General features: G+C 67.9%; 15 protein-coding genes. 4 read left to right on the top strand and 11 right to left on the bottom strand.

The genetic code is table 11. The features are described 5' to 3' along the window. Window positions 1-16 precede the first annotated feature (16 nt). From O6P39_RS13045 to O6P39_RS13010, 8 genes are all read right to left on the bottom strand, one after another. Window positions 17-1,135 carry a CaiB/BaiF CoA-transferase family protein gene (locus O6P39_RS13045; RefSeq protein WP_275611739.1) on the bottom strand — a complete coding sequence of 373 codons (1,119 nt, stop codon included), beginning with the start codon at window positions 1,133-1,135 and terminating at the stop codon, window positions 17-19. Between the two features lie 37 nt (window positions 1,136-1,172). After that, complete coding sequence (locus O6P39_RS13040; protein WP_275611738.1) at window positions 1,173-1,631, bottom strand: MaoC family dehydratase; 459 nt, start codon at window positions 1,629-1,631, stop codon at window positions 1,173-1,175. 27 nt (window positions 1,632-1,658) lie between these two features. Then, window positions 1,659-2,798 (bottom strand): acyl-CoA dehydrogenase family protein, encoded by a 1,140-nt coding sequence (locus O6P39_RS13035; protein ID WP_275611737.1) that lies wholly within the window; start codon window positions 2,796-2,798, stop codon window positions 1,659-1,661. A 13-nt stretch (window positions 2,799-2,811) separates the two neighbouring features. Continuing rightward, window positions 2,812-4,008, bottom strand: coding sequence for an acyl-CoA dehydrogenase family protein (locus O6P39_RS13030; RefSeq protein WP_043099930.1), 1,197 nt, complete (start codon window positions 4,006-4,008; stop codon window positions 2,812-2,814). A 12-nt stretch (window positions 4,009-4,020) separates the two neighbouring features. Beyond that, window positions 4,021-5,208: a lipid-transfer protein gene (locus O6P39_RS13025; protein WP_275611944.1), complete on the bottom strand. Its 1,188-nt coding sequence runs from the start codon at window positions 5,206-5,208 to the stop codon at window positions 4,021-4,023. Between the two features lie 257 nt (window positions 5,209-5,465). Continuing rightward, window positions 5,466-6,263, bottom strand: coding sequence for an enoyl-CoA hydratase/isomerase family protein (locus O6P39_RS13020; RefSeq protein WP_275611736.1), 798 nt, complete (start codon window positions 6,261-6,263; stop codon window positions 5,466-5,468). A 29-nt stretch (window positions 6,264-6,292) separates the two neighbouring features. Next, window positions 6,293-7,438 (bottom strand): acyl-CoA dehydrogenase family protein, encoded by a 1,146-nt coding sequence (locus tag O6P39_RS13015; RefSeq protein ID WP_275611735.1) that lies wholly within the window; start codon window positions 7,436-7,438, stop codon window positions 6,293-6,295. A gap of 136 nt (window positions 7,439-7,574) precedes the next feature. Continuing rightward, entirely contained in the window at window positions 7,575-10,280 is a 2,706-nt protein-coding gene (locus O6P39_RS13010; RefSeq protein ID WP_275611734.1) for a LuxR C-terminal-related transcriptional regulator, read from the bottom strand. A 263-nt stretch (window positions 10,281-10,543) separates the two neighbouring features. Here O6P39_RS13010 and O6P39_RS13005 point away from each other — a divergent pair, with 263 nt between their 5' ends. From O6P39_RS13005 to O6P39_RS12990, 4 genes are all read left to right on the top strand, one after another. Continuing rightward, on the top strand, window positions 10,544-11,317 hold the full coding sequence (locus O6P39_RS13005; protein WP_275611733.1) for an enoyl-CoA hydratase/isomerase family protein: 774 nt from the start codon (window positions 10,544-10,546) through the stop codon (window positions 11,315-11,317). A gap of 33 nt (window positions 11,318-11,350) precedes the next feature. Next, window positions 11,351-12,595, top strand: a complete 1,245-nt coding sequence (locus O6P39_RS13000) for a thiolase family protein (RefSeq protein WP_275611732.1) — start codon at window positions 11,351-11,353, stop codon at window positions 12,593-12,595. A 70-nt stretch (window positions 12,596-12,665) separates the two neighbouring features. After that, entirely contained in the window at window positions 12,666-13,577 is a 912-nt protein-coding gene (locus O6P39_RS12995; RefSeq protein WP_275611731.1) for an SDR family oxidoreductase, read from the top strand. Between the two features lie 144 nt (window positions 13,578-13,721). Further along, window positions 13,722-15,293 carry an AMP-binding protein gene (locus tag O6P39_RS12990; protein WP_275611730.1) on the top strand — a complete coding sequence of 524 codons (1,572 nt, stop codon included), beginning with the start codon at window positions 13,722-13,724 and terminating at the stop codon, window positions 15,291-15,293. A 320-nt stretch (window positions 15,294-15,613) separates the two neighbouring features. On the opposite strand, the gene O6P39_RS12985 is transcribed toward O6P39_RS12990, so the two are convergent. The 3 genes from O6P39_RS12985 to O6P39_RS12975 form a co-directional block, all read right to left on the bottom strand. Further along, complete coding sequence (locus O6P39_RS12985) at window positions 15,614-16,636, bottom strand: DUF1254 domain-containing protein (RefSeq protein WP_275611729.1); 1,023 nt, start codon at window positions 16,634-16,636, stop codon at window positions 15,614-15,616. A 26-nt stretch (window positions 16,637-16,662) separates the two neighbouring features. Continuing rightward, window positions 16,663-17,988, bottom strand: a complete 1,326-nt coding sequence (locus tag O6P39_RS12980) for a DUF1214 domain-containing protein (protein ID WP_275611728.1) — start codon at window positions 17,986-17,988, stop codon at window positions 16,663-16,665. Between the two features lie 91 nt (window positions 17,989-18,079). Further along, window positions 18,080-19,129 carry an NAD(P)-dependent alcohol dehydrogenase gene (locus O6P39_RS12975; RefSeq protein WP_275611727.1) on the bottom strand — a complete coding sequence of 350 codons (1,050 nt, stop codon included), beginning with the start codon at window positions 19,127-19,129 and terminating at the stop codon, window positions 18,080-18,082. Between the last annotated feature and the right edge of the window lie 80 nt (window positions 19,130-19,209).

The following is a 19,209-nucleotide window of genomic DNA, read 5'->3' as shown; positions in this document are numbered from 1 at the left end:
CGCCTGGGTGGTCCGCTCAGCGCAGGTTCCAGTCGCGCAAAATCTCCTCGCCGGCCGCGCCGCGCACCGGCACGGGCCCCGGTGCGGCCGCCGGGGTCGCCGAGAAGCGCGGCGCCGGGTTGGCCTGCAGCACACCGTCGACCCGCGAATAGACGCCCCGCGCGGTCATGTGCGGGTGCTGCGCGGCTTCGTCGATGTCCAGCACCGGGGCGAAGCAGGCGTCGCTGCCTTCGAGCAGCTCGCACCACTGGTCGCGGGTGCGGGTGGCGAACAGTTCGGCGAAGCCCTGGTGCAGCGTCTCCCAGCGCGACGGATCGTAGGCGTTGGCGTAGTGCGGATCGTCAGCCAGGCCCAGCTTCTCCAGCAACAGCTTGTGGAAGCGCGGCTCCACCGACCCCACGGAGATGAAGTGGCCGTCGGCGCAGCGATAGGTCCGGTACCAGTGCGGGCCGTCCAGCAGGCTGCGGCCGCGTTCGTTGTGCATCTGCCCGGCCGACTTCAGGCCGAGCATCAGGTTCAGCATGTGCGCGCTGCCATCGACGATGGCGGCGTCCACCACCTGGCCCTGGCCGGTGGCGCGGGCGTTCATGACCCCGGCGAGGATGCCCACCGCCAGGTACAGCGCGCCGCCACCGATGTCGCCGACCAGGCTGGGCGGCGTCATCGGCGCCTCGCCCGGCTGCCCGGACCACCACAGCGCGCCGGAGAGCGCGATGTAGTTGAGGTCATGGCCGGCCGCCTGGGCCAGCGGCCCTTCCTGGCCCCAGCCGGTCATGCGGCCGTAGACCAGCGCCGGGTTGCGTTGCAGGCAGACCTCCGGGCCCAGACCCAGGCGTTCCATCACGCCCGGGCGCATGCCTTCTAACAGCGCGTCGCAGTTGGCCACAAGGTCCAGCACGGTGGCCACGCCCTCTGGGCTCTTCAGGTCCACGGCGATGGAACGTTTGCCGCGGTTGGTCACGGCGTGGCGCTCCAGGTCGAGGTCCTCGGGACCGGCCTGCTGGCGGTCCACCAGCACCACGTCGGCGCCCAGGTCGGCCAGCAGCATGCCGCAGAACGGCGCCGGCCCCAGGCCGGCGATCTCCAGGATGCGCAGCCCGTGCAGCGGGCCGCGGGGTTGTTGTTCTTGACTCATGATGGGTTCTCGCACTCCGGTTCGCCGGCCACGGGGCTCAGGCGAACACCCGCAGGATGGCTTCGGCGACGCAGGCCGGCTTGGCCGCACCCTCGATCTCGATGGTCATTTCGTAGGTGATCTGCGCGCCGTTGCCCTCCAGCGGCTCCCACGCCTGCACCCGGAAGTGCCCGCGCACGCGGCTGTCCACTGGCACCGGCTGGACGAAGCGCACCTTGTTCAGGCCGTAGTTGACGCCCATCTTCACGTCGCGGATCTCGAAGGCGTCGGTCATCAGCGGCGGCAGCAGGCTGAGGGTCAGGAAACCATGGGCGATCGGCTTGCCGAACGGCCCCTTGGCAGCGCGCTCGGGGTCGACGTGAATCCACTGGTGGTCGCCGGTGGCCTCGGCAAAGGTATTGATGCGCGCCTGGTCGATGGTCAGCCACTCGCTGCTGCCGATGACTTCGCCCACCAGGGCCTTGAGTTGCGCGATGCTTTCGTAGCTCTTTTTCATTGTTTTCACTCGCAAGGATTGGGGGCGTCAGCCACGCAGTTCCGCCTGCAGGGCGGCGGCGCAGGCGGCTTCGTGGCGGTCGCTGCTGCCCAGTTGCAGGTCGGCGACGATCGCGCGCTTGTAGTAGTGGCCGACCAGGTATTCCTCGGTCATGCCGATGCCGCCGTGCAGCTGGATGCCCTGGCCGCAGACGAACTTGGCGGCGCGGCAGACCAGCATCTTCGTGGCCGACAGGGTCTTCTGCCGGGTCGCCTCGTCGTCGTTGGCCAGCGAGGCCAGCGCCCCGTGCAGCATCGAGCGGGCCAGTTCCAGTTCGGCGGCCATGTCGGCCATGCGGTGCTGCAGGGCCTGGAAGCTACCGATGGCCACGCCGAACTGCTGGCGAACCTTGAGGTATTCGGCGGTGACTTCGATGGTTTTTTCCATCGCCCCGATCAGCTCGGCGCAGAGCACCACGGTGCCCTGGGCCAGGCCCACGCGCAGTGCTGGCAGGCCCTGGCCGGGCTGGCCCAGCAGCGCCTCGGCGCCGACCTGCACACCATCGAAGGTCAGTTCTTCGACCCAGGTGTCGTCATGCAGGCGCAGCGCCTGGCGACCCAGGCCGGCACTGGCGCCGTCCACCAGCAGCAGGCTGATGCCCGGCACGCCGGGGATGCTGGCCGAGACGATGAACGCCGAGGCATCCACCGCACCCAGCACCAGGGTCTTGCGCCCGCTCAGGCGGTAACCCTGGCCCTGGGGCTCGGCGACCAGGCCCACAGGCTCCGGCATGCCACGGGAAGCCGGCTCGGCGTAGGCCAGCGCGATGCGCAGGCTGCCGTCGGCCAGTTGCGGCAGCAAACGTGCCTTCTGTTCCTCGGCGGCGCTGGCCAGCAGCGTCTGTGCGGCCAGCACGGCGCAACCGAGGAAGGGTTCCAGTACCAGGCCGCGGCCCAGCTCCTGGGCGATGATCACGCTGTCCAGCACCGAGCCACCCAACCCGCCATGCTCCTCGGGCAGCGCGGCCATCAGCCAGCCATTGGCTGCGAAGATGCCCCAGTTGTCGGCGCTGCCGTTGCGCCCGGCCTTTACCAGCGCGGTGCGCGCCTCGAAGCTGTACTGCTTGTCGATATAGCGTCGAACGCTGTCCTGGAGGAGCTGCTGCTCAGAATTCAATACGAAGTCCATAACCCCATCCTGATCAAAGTTGGAACAGCATCTTGACGATGATGCCGCGCTGCACCTCACTGGTGCCGCCGTAAATAGTGGAAGCGCGACGGAAGAACATGTCGTTGGCAATGCCGCGCGCCAGTTGCTGCAGGGGGTACGGCCGCTCCGGCGCCTCGGCATGCGGATGCGCATAGGCGACGGCGCCATAGCTGCCCAGTGCCTCGACCTGCGCCTCGGTGAGGCGCTGCTGCAACTCCGTACCGCGCATCTTGAGCATCGACCCCAGAATCGGCGATGAGGGATCGTGTCGCTGCTCCAACTGCGCAACCCGCTGCACCAGCATCCCGATCGCTTGCAGCTCCGCATCCAGCCGTGCCAGCTTCAAGGCGAACTCCGGGCGCTCGATCAGCGGCGTGCCGTCCACCGGCAATTTGCTGGCGAACTCACGGAGTTCGCGCATATAGCGCCGGAGCGCGGGCAAGTCCGCCGCAAAGGCGTGTTCGTTATTGAGCAGGAACTTGGTAATGGCCCAACCCTGGCCCTCCGCACCCACCAGATTCGTGACGGGAACCCGGACGTTATCGAAGAAGGTTTCATTCAGGTGATGGGCATCGTCGATGCTGCGAATCGGCCGCACGCTCACGCCCGGGGATTTCATGTCCACCAGCAGGAAGCTGATTCCCGCCTGTTTCTTCACTTCGGTATCCGTGCGCACCAACAGGAAGATCCAGTCGGCTTCGTGGGCATAGCTGGTCCAGATCTTCTGGCCGTTGACGACGTAATGATCGCCGTCTCGCACCGCGCGGGTTTTCAGCGACGCGAGGTCCGATCCGGAACCCGGCTCGGAAAAACCCTGGCACCACAAGCGCTCACCCCGGAACACCGCGGGCAGATGCTCGTCACGCTGCTCCTGTGTCGCAAAGACATTCAACACCGGCCCTAGCAGGGTGTGCACGAATCCATCGAGCGTGGGCGTGCCATGGGCGACGCATTCTTCATCGAAGATCAGCTGCTGCTGCACCGTCCAGCCGTTGCCGCCGTGCTCCTTGGGCCAGTAGGGAGCGCTCCAGCCCTGTTCACTGAGCAGCTTCTGCCAGCGCAGCACTTGATCGCGGGGTGAACGCGTGCAGCGCGGCAGCCCCGTCAGTTCCTTCGGAACGCGCGACGCGATGAACGCCCGGACCTCCTCGCGGAAGGCCTGCAGATTGGCATCAGGTTGAAAATCCATCATCGCCTCCGGTCAGTCTTTGCGATACAGGGTGACCACACAGGCACCGCCGATACCGATGTTGTGCTGCAGCGCCACGCGGGCGCCTTCCACCTGGCGCTGTTCCGCCTGGCCACGCAGTTGCTGGACCAGTTCGGTGCACTGCGCAAGGCCGGTGGCGCCGATCGGGTGGCCCTTGGACAGCAGGCCCCCGGACGGGTTGACCACGTAACGGCCGCCGTAGGTGTTGTCGCCATCATCGACGAATTTCTGCGCACCGCCTTCCGGGCACAGGCCCAGGGATTCATAGGTCAGCAGCTCGTTCTGGGCGAAGCAGTCGTGCAGCTCCACCAGGTTGACGTCCTCGGCACCGAGGCCGGCCTGCTCGTAGGCCTTCTGCGCCGCAGCGCGGGACATGGAGTAACCCGCCACGTCGCGCATGTCGCCGGAACGGAAGGTCTCGGCGCCGTCGGTGGTCAGCGCCTGGCCGGCGATCCACACGCTGCCGTCGAGGCCATGCTTGCGCGCATAGGCTTCGCTGCACAGCACCGCTGCCGCCGCGCCGCAGGTCGGCGGGCAGGCCATCAGGCGGGTCATGACTTCCGGCCAGACCACCTGGTCAGCCATCACGTCCTCGACGCTGACCACCTTGCGGAACACCGCCTTGGGGTTGTTCGCCGCGTGACGGCTGGCCTTGGCGCGGATCTTGGCGAAGGTTTCCAGCGGCGTGCCGAAGCGCTTCATGTGCTCGACGCCGGCGCTGCCGAAGATCCGCAGGGCCGCCGGAATCTGCGCGGCGCCCGGAATGGCCGCGTCGCACTGGTCGAGGAACAGCTCCAGCGGGCTCGGACGGTCGGCGAAGGAACTGGGAATCGCGCCCGGCACCATCTGCTCGAAGCCGAAGGCCAGGACGATGTCGACCATACCGCTGGAGATCGCCTGGTTGGCCAGGTACAGCGCGGTGGAACCGCTGGCGCAGTTGTTGTTGACGTTGATCACCGGGATGCCGGTCATGCCGACGTTGTAGAGCACGCGCTGGCCCGAGGTGGAGTCGCCGAAGACGTAGCTGGCGTAGGCCTGCTGGATCGACTCGTAACCGACGCCGGCATCGGCCAGCGCCAGGCGCACGGCCTGCTCGCCCATGGCCACGTAGTTCTCGTTCTGGCCCGGCTTGACGAACGGGATCATGCCAACCCCGGCGACCACTACTTTCTGCCCCATCTGCTTCTCCTCGATCTCTGCGTTGGCGGCGCCCGCGGCGGGTTCCAGACCCGGCCTGCGCCAGTGAGCCTCCAGCATAGGGATACCCACCATGGGCGGCCCCTCCCCAATAGGATGGGGTGGCGGCCGCCCGGCCTCCGCATCTTCCCCATCCTGACATGGCGCCGGCCGCATGGGCGCCCAGGCGACGTGGCGCAATAATGGCAAAAGCCGGGTTTCCCTGGGAAACCCGGCTCCTTGTACCGCAGGCACCGGCGCTAGCCGGGCAGTACCGCCCCGGCGTAGGCCGGCCCCTGCTTGCCAAGGAAGCGCCGCACCGCCTCGGCATGGTAGAGACTGTTGCCGCACAGCGACTGGGCTGCGGCTTCCAGCTGGGCCATGGCCTCGCGGTCGGTCTCGAAGGCGCGGTTGAGCAGGGTCTTGGTCAAGCCCAAGGCCCTGCGCGGTGCCTCGTCGAACTGCCGGGCATAGGCCAGTGCAGACTCCAGCAGGCTGTCCTCGGGCAGTATCGCCTGGGCGATGCCCAGCTCCAGCGCTTCCTGCGCCGCCACCGGGCGTGCCGAGAAGAGGATTTCCTTGGCCTTGGCCAGACCCACCAGGCGCGGCAGGCTGTACAGCAGCGACAGGTCGGGAACCAGGCCGATGCCGACGAAGGACGGCAGCAGCCGGGCGCGCGGCGTCATGAAGACGAAGTCGGCGGCCAGGGCCAGGGAGAACCCCGCGCCCACCGCGGCACCGTCCACCGCGGCGATCACCGGCATTTCCAGTGTCGCCAGGGCGTTGTGCCAGCGCTGGTGGCTCAGCACCAGGTCACGGCCGAAGAACGCCGGGTCCTCATGGGCGCCGTCATCGGCGAGATCGGCCCCCGAACAGAAGGAGCCACCGGCGCCGGTGAGCACCAGCGAGCGTAGCGAGTTGTCCGCCCGCACCGCCTCGACGCCCTCCAGCAAGGCCTGGGCCAGGCTGGCGTCCAGCGCGTTGCGGCGCTGCGGGCGGTTCAGGGTGAGCAGCGCGGTCCTGCCGATCTTCTCAAGGCGTAGCGAAGCGTCGGTCATGCGATTCTCCCAATGCGCGCGTGCCGGGCTCAGCCCAGATTGCGCGCGATGATCAGCTTCTGGATGTGGCTGGTGCCTTCGTAGATCTTGGTCACGCGGGCATCGCGGTAATAGCGCTCGACCGGGAAGTCGTTGAGGTAGCCATAGCCGCCGTGGATCTGCAGCGCGTCGGAGCAGACCTTCTCGGCCATCTCGCTGGCGAACAGCTTGATTGCCGAGGCTTCCTTCGAGCAGCGGATTCCGGCCTGGCACAGGCGCGCCGCATGCAGCATGTACACGTGCGACACTTCCACCTGGGTCGCCATGTCGGCCAGATCGAAGGCCACGCCCTGCAGATTGATGATGGGCGCGCCGTAGGCTTCGCGTTCCTTCGCGTATTTCACCGCGGCTTCCAGAGCGGCACGGGCAACGCCGGTCGCCAGCGCGGCGATGGCCACGCGGCCTTCGTCCAGGTTGGCAATGATGTGTTTGTAGCCGGTCCCTTCCGCGCCCAGCAGGTTGCCCGCCGGCACACGGCAGTTCTCCAACTGGATCGCGGCCAGGTTGGCCGTGCGCTGCCCCATCTTTTCCTCATTGCGCGCAACCACGTAACCCGGGGCGCTGGGGTCGACCATGATCAGACTGACGCCCTTCTTGCCGGCGTCCTTGTTGGTGACGCTCACCACGATGGCCACGCCCGCTTCGCCGCCGTTGGAAATGAACTGCTTGCTGCCATTGAGCACATAGTGATCGCCGTCGCGGCGGGCCGAGGTGCGGAAGGCCGCGGTATCCGAACCGGCGTGCGGTTCGCTCAACAGGAAGCAGCCGATCCTTTCCCCGCGGATCATGGCAGGCAACCATTGTTGTTTCTGCTCCTCCGTACCCTCGCGGAAGATCGACAAGGCGACGGAGTTGTGCACGTGCAGGACGGTGGCAAAGCCCGCGTCGACGGCGGCGAATTCCTCGATGACGAGGCAGTACTCCACGAAGTCCATGCCGACACCGCCGTACTCTTCCGGGATGTGCAGGCCGAGATAGCCGAGTGCGGCGATGGCATTGAGTTCGTTACGCGGCCAGGCGCCGGTGCGGTCGCGCTCGGCGGCAGTCGGCGCGACCACTTCCTGAGCCACCTTGCGGGCGGCGTCGCGGATCATGACTTCCTGTTCACTCAGGAACACTGCGGATGTATCGCTCATATTCTTCCTCACGAAGGGGGCGGATTGCCGATGTGGTGCTTTGCGACGAGCCGGGCAGGCACGTGCGCCATGTGGCCAGAGTGCCCGCCGGCCACATGGCGCGCGCCTCCCCTCTTGGTAGGGGAGCGGCCGGACGTCAGGGAATCACCCCCTGCTGGCGAGCCAGGGAAATCGCCGCATAGCGGCTGGATACGCCGAGCTTGGCGAGGATGTTCTTCACGTTCCATTTCACCGTGCCGAAGGTGATGTTGAGGGTCAGGGCGATACGCTTGTTGGACATGGCCTGGGCGATCAGCCCGAGGATTTCCACTTCGCGCGGGGTCAGGATGCTGCGCGGCTCGGCACCCGGCGCACGGCGGGCGGTTACCGGTTCCACCTCTTCCGCGTCGCGCCCGCCACGGGCCAGCAGCTCGTCGAGGTAAGCGGCGCAAGGGCCTTCCAGCCCGCCCTCCTCGGCCAGTCGTTCGAGCAGTGCCAACAGGCGCGGCCCCTCGTCGAGCAGGGTGCGCACCAGGCCGAAGCGCGCGGCGTCCTGCAGCACCGCCGCCAGGCAGTCCATGGCCTCCTGCTCCTGCCCCAGGTCGGCATGGGCGATAGCCGCCAGCAACCGCGCCTTCACCGCCGTGCGGCCACGGCCATAGCGCTCGGCAAAACCGCCCACTCGCGCCAGGCACTCCAGCGCCCGGGCCGGCTCGCGCTCCGCCAGGGCCAGGCGCGCCCTGGCGAAGGCGGCAATCGTGGCGACTTCGTCGCGGCAATCGCCACGGTAGCCCTCGGCCAGGGTTTCCAGACGCACTACCCGCTCCGAGGCGCGGCGCAAGTCCCCCTGGGCCAGCCAGGTCTTGGCCTGCTCGGCCAGCATCAGCGCCTGCGGTCGATCCAGACCGAGCTTGTGGAAGTGCGCGGTCTGGGCCTCGAGGAACTCCTGCAGCGCCTGGGGCGACTCGCGCAGCGCGGCGATCCGTGCGCGACACACCGAGGCACGGGCCATCACGTCAGGCATCGACGACTGCAGGATGCCGTTGCGGTTGGCCAGCACCGCCAGGGCCTCGTCGATGCGGTCCAGTTCGTAGTAGGCGTCGCAGAGATTGGCCGCGCACAGGCTGGCCGACACCGAGCTGCGCCCATAGCCCGCCTCGGCGCGCGCCAGCAGGTTGCCGCCAAGGCGCGCCGCCTCGGCGGCGTCGCCCCCGCGCAGCAGGGCGAGGATCAGGGTGCTCTCGTAGACCAGCGCCATGTCGTTGTCGCGGTCCTCGGCGAGGATCGGGTTGTCTTCGTGCAGCCGGTGTACGGCGTCCACCCGGCCCAGCAGCAGATAGGCGGTGGCCAGGGCCGACAGGCTGATGTAGCGCAGCGAGCGGTTCTCCAGCGGCGCCCGCTGCGCCGGCTCCAGCAGGCCGATGACCCTCCGGGGATTGTCCAGCTGCAGGGCGATGGCGGCGTCGGCCAGGGCAAAGCGCGAGGACAGCGCAGGATTCTTCGCCGCCTCGGTGCGGCGGATCTGCTCCAGCCAGCGCTCGGCCTTCTCCGGGCGAGCGGTGAAGGCGTAGGTCAGGCAGCCGACGATGAACAGCCGTGGATGCTCGAACAGCGTCTCCTGCGGCAGGCGCTCCAGCAGGTGCAGCATCGGGCTGATGCAGGCCATGCTCCAGGCGGTACTGGCGGCCTGCTCCATGGCCGCGACGGCGAAGTCGAGGTCGCCGCCCAGGTTGGCGTGGCGCACTGACTCCACCAGCAGCTCATGTTCGGCGAACCACTGGCTGGCCCGGCGGTGCAGCGCCTCCAGCGCCGCCGCGCCGCGCATCGCCAGGCGCTGTCCGAGGAATTCGCCGAACAGTGGGTGGAAACGGTACCAGGGCATGCTGTCCTCGGAGTCGACCCGGTAGATCAGCAGGTTCTCGTCCTCGGCACGCTGGATCAGCGCGGCGGCCTGGGTGCTGCCAGTGACGAAGGCGGCCAGGTCGGCGTTGAAGCGACGGAATGGCGACAGCTGCTCCAGCAGCCCGATCAGTTCCGGCGCCAGGCACGCCACCACGTCCTCGGCCAGGTAGGCCTGCAGGTCGCTGGACTTCCACAGCAGCGAGCGCAGCTTGGGGCGCCGCGCCGGGCGGATGCGCAGCATGGTGGCAATGGGTTGCAGGCTGGCCGGCCAGCCGCCGGTCAGCTCGTGGATCAGTTGTTCCTCGTCGGCGGTGAGCCTGAGGCTGCCCAGGTTGTGCTCGAAGAAGGCACGGGTTTCCTCCAGGTCGAAGGGCAGCTCGGCGAAGTCGATCTCCGCCACCTGGCCCTGCATGCGCAGACGCCCCAGGCTCAGTGGCGGCGTGCTGCGCGAGGCGATCACCAGGTGCAGGTTGGCCGGGCAATGGTCCAGCAGCTTCTGCAACAGACGGTGGGCCAGCGGCGCCTCGACGTGGTGGTAGTCGTCGATCAGCAGGTACAGCTCGCGCCCGGCCTGCTCGGCCTGGCGGGTCACCAGCGCCACCAGGGCCGCCAGCGTGGATTCCCCGGCTTCGTCCAGGGCCAGCCCGGGCTCCACCGCGATGCCCAGGCGCTGCAGGGCAGCCAGCAGGTAGGCGAGGAAGCTGGGGTACTGTCGGTCGTCATGGCTGAGCGACAGCCAGGCGACGTCCAGTCCCTCCTTGAGCAGCGCCTGGCGCCACTGCGCGAGCAGCAGGGTCTTGCCGAAGCCGGCGCCGCCAGTGATCAGCGTGAGGTTGCCCAGGCGCGCCTCGTGCAGCCGCTCCAGCAGTTGGGTGCGCGGAATGTGCCGGGTATTGAGGCGCGGCGGGGAGAATTTGGTGGCGACCAGCAGGTCGTCGGAGTTCATCAGCGAGCTTTGCATCTTCTTGTTAGCCCTTGCTCTGGCGTTAGGCGGACGGCGGTAGCGCACGCAGACCCGTGGCTCCGCTCTTCTGGGTACTGGCCAAAGGCACGGTGGGCCCGGCGCATGCCGTCCGCCCCGCCGCGCCCTTTCCTCGACGGCCACGTCCATCCTGCACCAGCCCCTGCGCCGCCGACCCCGTCCGCAAGGGGGGGGGAGCGGCGCCGATGGGCTGGCGTAACGTGCAAATCGACCGTATCGACCCCCGTCCGCGAGGAGCAGAAATGAGCGAATCCGTTAAGTTTGAAGTGAAAGGCCAGGTAGGCTGGATCACCCTCTCCCGTCCCAAGGCGATGAACGCCCTGAACCCGGAGATGCTCCAGGCCATGGTCGAATGCCTGAAGGCCTGGGAAGTCGACGCCGACGTGCGCGTGGTGGCGCTGACTGCCACCGGCCCGGCGTTCTGTGCCGGCGCCGACCTCAAGGTCGCCGGCGCTCCGCAGCCCGGTGAAATGGACCTGCTGGACAACATCGTCGCCTTCTTCGACCGCCTGCGCGTGTTCCCCAAGCCGGTGATCGCCGCGGTCAACGGCCTGGCCCTGGCCGGCGGCCTGGAGACCGTGCTGTGCTGCGATTTCGTGATCGCTGCCGAAAGCGCCCGCTTCGGTGACGCCCACTCCAACTTCGGCGTGTTCCCCGGCGGCGGCGGCGCGGCCATCCTGCCGCGCAAGATCCCGGAAAACGTCGCCAAGTACCTGCTGTTCACCGGCGACTCGCTGCCGGCGCAGGATATGAAGACCTACGGCCTGGTCAGCGAAGTGGTGCCCGACGGCGAATTGCTGGCCCGCGTCCAGGCCATCGGCGACAAGCTGGCGGAAAAGAGCCCGCTGGTGCTGCGGCGGATGAAGCGCGTGGCCGACGAGGCCGCCGACAAGTCCCGCGCCGATGCCCTGCGCCACGAGCTGCTGGAACTGCGCAACCACCAGCGTTCCTACGACATCGCCGAGGGCCTGCGCGCCTTCGCCGAGAAGCGCAAACCGGCCTTCAAGGGCTATTGATCCCGCCCCACCACCGAGCATTTCGAGGAAGCGATGGAAAACATCTATATCGTCGGCGTCGGCATGACCGCCTTCGGCCGACACGCCGACAAGAGCGTCAAGCAGCTCACCGCCTGGGCCGTCGAGGACGCCCTGAAGGACGCCGGCTGCGATCGCCGGTCGATCCAGGTCGCCTTCTACGGCAACTGCACCCAGGGCCATTTCGACGGCCAGCACATGATCCGTGGCCAGGTCGCCCTGCTGCCCCTGGGCCTGGACGGCATCCCGATCTTCAACATCGAGGGCGCCTGCGCCTCCTCCAGCCACGCCTTCAACCTGGCAGTCACCCAGCTGCGCGCCGGCGCCGCCGAGGTGGCCCTGGCCGTCGGTGCGGAGAAGATGTTCTACAGCGACAAGCAGAAGATGTTCTCGGCCTTCGAGTCGGCCTGGGACATCGAGACTTTCGAGGACAACAGGAACTACCTGGCCGCCATGGGCAAGGGCATCGTCCCGCCGCCCGGCTCGCAGTCCGAGAAGCCCTACAGCCCGTTCATGGACGTCTACGCCGCCCTCGGCCGCGGCGGCCTGATGGAGCGCTTCGGCATCACCCAGCGCCAACTGGCGGCGGTGTCCTCGAAGAACCACGGGCACTCGGTGCACAATGAGCGCTCGCAGTACCGCAATGCCATGAGCATCGAGGAAATCCTCGCCGCGCCGCCGATCACCTACCCGATCACCCTGCCCATGTGCTCGCCGATCTCCGACGGCGCTGCCGCCGCGATCCTCTGCACCGAGTCGGCGCTGAAGAAATACGGCTTCGACAAGAGCCGTGCGATCAAGGTCCTGGCCAGCGTGGTGCGCTCGGCCTCCGCGCGCGCCGCCGACGATTTCGCCAACGGCTGCACGCACCTGGCCGGCAAGGCCGCCTTCGAACAGGCCGGCATCGCCCCGCAGGACGTCGACGTGGTCGAAGTGCACGACGCCACCGCCATCGGCGAGTTGCTCTCCATCGAGGCCCTGGGCCTGAGCGAGCCGGGCATGAGCGGCGTGATGGCCGAGCGCGGCGACTTCACTCTGGGCGGACGCCTGCCGGTCAACCCCTCGGGCGGCCTGGAATCCAAGGGCCACCCGATCGGCGCCACCGGCATCGGGCAGATCTTCGAACTGGTGGAGCAACTGCGTGGCAATTGCGGCAAGCGCCAGGTCGAGGGCGCGCGCATCGCCCTGCAGGGCAACGGCGGCGGCCTCTGGCGCGTCGAGGAGTCCACCGAGCACGTCGGCATCTTTGCCCGCGCCTGATCACTATCCTTGACGGGAGCGGTACCTCGCTCCCGTCGCGACAACAACAAGATCCATGAGGAACCACAGCATGACCATTCGTTTCGATGATCGCGTCGCCATCGTCACCGGCGCCGGCAACGGCCTGGGCCGCATCCACGCCCTGCAACTCGCCGCGCGCGGCGCCAAGGTGGTGATCAACGACTTCGGCGGCAGCCGCGACGGCACCGGCAGCTCCTCCGACGCCGCCCAGGCCGTGGTCGAGGAAATCCGCAAGGCCGGCGGCAACGCCATCGCCAACGGCGCCAACGTCGCCGACTACGAGCAGGTCCAGGCCCTGGTCCGGCAGACCGTCGAGGCCTTCGGCCGCGTCGACATCCTGATCAACAACGCCGGCATCCTGCGCGACAAGTCCTTCGCCAAGATGGAGCTGGCCGACATCCATGCCGTGCTCAACGTCCACCTGCTGGGGTCGATGTACTGCTCCAAGGCCGTCTGGGACCTGATGAGGGAGCAGAACTACGGGCGCATCCTGATGACCACCTCGGCCGCCGGCATGTTCGGCAACTTCGGCCAGGCCAACTACGGCGCGGCCAAGATGGGCCTGGTGGGTCTGATGAACATGCTCGCCATCGAGGGCCGCAAGAACAACATCCACGTCAACACCCTGGCGCCCATGGCCGCCACCCGCATGACCGAGGACGTGATGCCGGAAGAGCTGCTCAAGGCCAGCCGCGCCGAGCAGGTCAGCCCGGGCGCGCTGTTCCTGGTCAGCGAGCAGGCACCAACCAAGCTGGTGCTGGGCGCCGGCGCCGGCGTGTTCTCCGCCGTGCGCATGGAAGAGACCACGCCGGTGTTCCTGGGCAGCGAGCTGACCCCGGAAGACGTGCAGGCACACCTGGAGCAGATCACCGACTGGAGCAGCGCCGGCCCGCGCAACGATGCCAACCAGCAGGTCGGCCTGTTCATCGACACCGCGATGAAAGCCTTCAAGGGCGCCTGATCGGCGCGGGTGACTGCCAACGCAAGCCCGGCCCGCGCGGCCGGGCTTTCGTACATCCGCGCAACGACCAAACGCCATGCGGCGCCCCCAGGGGCGCGGTTATCATGGGCCGGTTCCGCGACGGCCCCGAGATGGAGAACAACAATGACAACCATGAATTTCTCGCGAACCATCGGCAACCTGGCGGTCCGCTTCGGCGAGCGCGAGGCCCTGGTCAACATCGAGCGCAACCGCCGCTACAGCTTCCGCCAACTGCACGCCCTGACCAACCGCATCGTCAACATGATGCGCGAGCGCCTGCAACTGCGCCGCGGCGACACCTACCTGTGCATCCTGGAAAACGACAACATCGCGCTGCTGCACGCCTGGACCGCGCTCAAGGGCGACGCCGCGGCGGCGTACACCAATTACCGCGATGCTTTCGACGAGCACCGCTGGCAGGTCGAGTTCATCCGCCCGAAGGTGGTGTTCATCGAGAACGCCCTGCTCGACAGCCATTTCCCCATGCTCCGCGAACTGGGCATCGTGGTGGTGTGCATGGACCCGCCGGCGACCCCGCGCGACGGCCTGCTGTATTTCTGGGACCTGCTCGAAGGCGTCTCGGACGCCAACCCGGACGTCGAGAACGACATCCAGCATGACGCCCTGGTCTACCGCTTCACCGGCGGCACCACCGGCCAGGGCAAGTGCGCCACCTACACCACCGACAACTGGCTGGCCCTGCGCGACTCGATGTACATGGAGAGCGAGCAGCCCTACCAGCCCGACACCCGCTTCCTGCACATGGCGCCGATCAGCCACGGTTCCGGTCTGGGCCTGCTGCCGACGCTGTTCCGTGGCGGCTGCACGGTGACCCAGAACGTGCCCGACATGGTCCAACTGTGCCGCAACATCGAGGCGGAACGCATCACCATGACCCTGCTGGTGCCGACCATGGTCTATCGCCTGCTGGAAATGCCCGAGGCCAGCCACTACGACCTGAGCTCCCTGCAGACCCTGGCCTACGGCGCCGCGCCGATGAGCCCGGCCAAGCTGCGACAGGCCCAGGAGCGCTTCGGCAACATCTTCATGCAGATCTACGGCGCCACCGAGAGCCTGCATGCGGTGGCCATCCTGGGCAAGGCCGAGCACCTGAGCGCCAGCGAGCAGCAACTGGGCTCCGCCGGGCGCATCGCGGCCGCGGCCGAGGTGATCATCGTCGACGAAGACGGCAAGGAGCTGCCCCTGGGCCAGACCGGCGAGTTGTGGGTGCGCTCGCGCGGCACCATCGGCGGTTACTACCGCAACCCCGAAGGCACTGCCAACGAGTTCAGCAATGGCTTCTGGAAGTCCGGCGACCTGGGCTACATCGACGACCAGGGCTTCCTGTTCCTGGTCGACCGCAAGAAGGACATGATCATCACCGGCGGCTTCAACGTCTACGCGGTGGAAGTCGAGGCGGCGCTGAACGCCCACGCGGCGGTGTCCAACTCGGCGGTGGTCGGCATCCCCCACGAGGAATGGGGCGAGGCGGTACACGCCGAGGTGGTGCTCAAGGCCGGTGCGCAGGTTTCGGTCGAGGAGTTGCAGGCCTACGTCAAGGAACGCCTGGGACGCTTCAAGGCGCCCAAGTCCATCATCCTGGTCGATGCCCTGCCGGTGAGCGTGGTGGGCAAGGTGCTGCGCCGTCAGGTGCGGGACAAGTACTGGAAGGACAAGGCGCGGCGAGTGTCGTGAGGCCGGGTGGAGGGACTCGCTCCCTCCATGCTCGACCGTAGGGCGGATAACCGATCGCGGTTATCCGCCGTTGGCGGGAACGTCGGTTCCCATCCTGCGAACAATCCAGGTGCTTTTCGTAGGAGCGAGCTTGCTCGCGAACCAGCCCCGCTGCGGATCCGTTCGCGAGCAAGCTCGCTCCTACAGGTACCTGTGATGCCTGGCATCAGGGGCAGCTTCCTTTTCCGGAAAGTCCGCAGTCAGACATCTCCCCTCACCCCAGGGTGAGGGGCTCTTGCCCCCGTAGGAGCGGACTCCGTCCGCGATCCGCCAGCCGCACCTCAGGACAGCGGCTGCGGCTCCGGCATCTTCCAGCCGCCATCGAGAATCACCGGCTGCGGCAGGTAGTAGCGGATCATGTAGTTCCACCCCGGCATGATCGGTAGACAGTTCACCACCCCCGCCTTGCAATCACCGAAGCGCACGCTGACCTTGCCGCCCTCGCCCTTCTGCGCCGTCAGGTTGTTCAGGGTATAGGCGCCCAGTTCGTTGCGCTGGAAACGGCCCTGCGCATCGTAGACGCTGATCGACCAGAACGCCCCCACCGGAACCGTCGGAACGTCCAGGCGGTAGGCGGTGGCGCCGTCGTTCCGTGGCGGCGTGACGATCTGGTAGAAGGCATCGCGCTCGGGGTTGCCGCCCCAGGCGATGGCGCTGCCGACCAGATGCCGCAGCGGATCGACCTGTCCCGGCGCGCCGAACATGCCACGCGAATCCCCCACTGTCCTACCGAGGACGATCAGCGCGGCGCGCAGGCGGTCCTGGCTGGCCTTGTCCCAGGCGGGAACGGCGAACTGGCCGGGGCCGCCGGGCTGGCTGACGCGGATGCGGTCCTGCAATGCATGCGCCTGCTGCAGGTCCTCGCTGCTGGCGGGGTCGATCAGGGTCCGCACGCCGAGCAGCACGTAGCGCGTGCCGACGTCCTCGCGGGCGATACGGTAGCGTCCTGCGCGGTAATGCATGGCGAGCACATGGTGATCTTCATCGATCACTGCCAGCGAGCGGTAGCGCTTGCCAGCCTCCGGCAGTTCCACTGTGACCGGCCCGGCGTCCAGGTCGAAGACCGCGGTGGAATACAGGGTGTCGCGGTTGGGCCGCACCACCGTCTTGGCATCCACCGGCATCAGCTCGCGCCAATGGACGAACTGGCCGAAGCCGCCGCGCTGCGCGGTAAGGGCGAAATAACGATCCGACTCGGCACGCACGAAATTGTCGAGCGTGACCGGCACCGGTGCATCAGCGGCATGGGCGGCGCCCGCCAGCAGCAGGGCCAGCGTGGTCGCCAGGCGCAGGGGTTTGAACATGGGACGTTCTCCTTGTCGATATGTCATCAGGAACCTTTGACGATGACCGGCGGGAAGTAGCTGCCGTCCGCTACCGCGCCCTTGGCGCCGTAGTAGCGGAACACCAGGCGGTATGGCAGGTCGGCGCGGGTCGGCAGCCAGTTGCCCTCGGGTGCGCCGGCGGGTTTCTGCGGGGCGAAGTAGAGCGTCAGCGACCCGTCCGCGTTGTAGGTCAGCGGCGAGTGGTTGTTGAGCAGGAAGCGCTGGAGCGGATTGGGCAGCACGCGGAAGGTCTTCGAGTCGGTTGCGGTGATCGACCAGAAGTAATGCGCCTGGCTGGCCGGCAACTGCTCGCGGGGGAAGGTCAGGCTGTAGCTGGCGCCGCCGTCAAGAGGCTTGCCGTCGGCGTCCAGGGCGCCGCGGAAGTAGTTCACCTCGCTGCGGGTATTGGCCCAGATGCCGCCGTAGTCCACCAGCGTGCGGGTCAGGTAGTTGCTGCCGTAGGTACCGGTGGCCGGTGGCCGCGACCAGCCGTTGCGCAGGGTGCCGCCGCCCATGGTCGGCGAGGCCTTGGCGAGGTCGGCGTAGGCGCGGCTGCGGATGATCTGGTCGATGCGCTGGCGCTGTTGCGGGTCACCGATCGCGGCGGCAACGGCGCGCACCTTGGCTTGCAGCGGCGCCATGCCGGGGTTGATATCGGGTTCGGCCAGGGCCGCCTCGGCGCCGTCGAAGATTTCCACGCCGGGCAGCTTCGGCCACGCGAAGTCTGCTACCGGCGGCACCTGGGGCAACGCCGGCTTGCCGGTGGGCTGCAAGGTGAAGGCGCGTTGCAGGCGTTCGGCGCCCTGCGGGTCGGCGCCCAGTTCGACGCGGGTCAGCAGGCGCGCGCTACGTACCGGCAGGTCGATTCGACGGACATCGGCAGGCAGCTTCACCTGCGCGTCCTTCAGGCAGAAGGCGAACTCGCCGTCGGGGCGCTCGGGGTAGGTGCGCTCGTTGACGTTGGCCAGGGTCTCGCCCCAGCCGTTGAGCACCTGGGCGGTGTAGTAGCGGCCCTGGATCTTCGGCACGCCGAGCAGCGTGCAGCTGTGCTCGTCCAGCGCCAGCCAGGCTTCGGAATAGGCGACATCGAGGTTGGGGTTGGGCCAGTCCACCGCACCGGGCTTGCGGTGGACCAGGTTGTTCCAGCCCATGCCTTCGCTCAGGTCGATGCGCTGCTGGCGCAGCACCAGCGTGCGGCCGAGCAGGTAGACGTAGGCGTCGCTGATCGCCTGCGCGTCCACGGCAGGCGCGGCCTCGCTGGCCAGGGCGAAGGGGCAGGTCGTCAGCAGCACGCTGGCCGCGACGGCGCTGAGGGCATGGGGCATCCGCATGGGGGGGGTCTCCGGCATGAATGAAAGGGCAGAGTAGTCCGCCCTTCCCTTTCACCGGCCCCTCCCCTTGTGGGGGGATCGTGCCTTTGCCTCAGTCCCGCAGCGAGGCCATGTCGATGACGAAGCGGTATTTCACGTCGTTGCGCTCCATGCGCTCGAAGGCCGCGTTGATGTCCTCCATGGCGATCAGCTCGCACTGCGGCAGCACCTCATGCTCGGCGCAGAAGTCCAGCAGTTCCTGGGTCTGCGCCAGGCCGCCGACCAGCGAACCGGAGATGGAGCGGTTGTTGCGCGCCAGCAGCGCACCATGGATAGGCTCCAGCGGTTCCAGTGCGCCCACCAGCACCAGCTTGCCGTGGCGGCCGAGGAGCATCAGGTAGGGGTTGAGGTTGTGCTGCCGGGGGATGGTGTCGAGGATGAAGTCGAAGCGGTTCGCCGCCGCCTTCATCGCCTGGGCATCGCTGGACAGCAGCACGTCGTGGGCACCGAGGGCACGGGCGTCGTCGGCCTTGCCGGGGGAGCTGGTGATGACGGTCACCTCGGCGCCCAGGGCCACGGCCAGCTTCACCGCCAGGTGGCCGAGGCCGCCCAGGCCGAGCACCGCGACGCGACTGCCCTGCCCCACGCCGTGCTCGCGCAAGGGCGTCCACACGGTGATGCCGGCGCACAGCAGCGGGCCGGTGAAGCGCATGTCCAGCGCTTCGGGCACGCGCAGCACGAAGCGCTCGCTGACCACGATGTTCTGCGAATAGCCGCCGAGGGTCACTTCGCCGTTCTGCCGGTCGCGGCCGTTGTAGGTGGGCGTGGCGCCGTGTTCGCAGTGCGGCTCCTCGTTCGCCTCGCAGGCGGCGCAGTGCTGGCAGCTGTCCACCAGGCAGCCGACCGCCACCCGGTCACCCACCTTGTAGCGGCTGACCGCCGGGCCGACGGCGCTGACCAGGCCGACGATCTCGTGGCCGGGCACGCAGGGGAAGAGGGTGTTGTTCCAGTCGTTGTGCGCGTAGTGCAGGTCGGTATGGCACACGCCGCAGTAAGCGATTTCGATGGCGACGTCGTCCGCGCGCAGCTCGCGGCGGTCGATGCGCAGCGGAGCCAGCGGCGCGCGGGCAGCGCTGGCGGCGTAGCTGAGGCATTGGGACATGGATGACTCCTGATACGAAAACCGGGCCGGCGGCGCCGGCCATGCAGGGTTGTGCCGCCGCCCGGTGCGGGTGGCGGCGG

This window comes from Pseudomonas sp. PSE14 (assembly GCF_029203285.1).
Lineage (GTDB): Bacteria > Pseudomonadota > Gammaproteobacteria > Pseudomonadales > Pseudomonadaceae > Pseudomonas.
The sequence above is the reverse complement of the archived record's forward strand: the minus strand, read 5'-3'. Positions and strand labels throughout refer to the sequence as shown.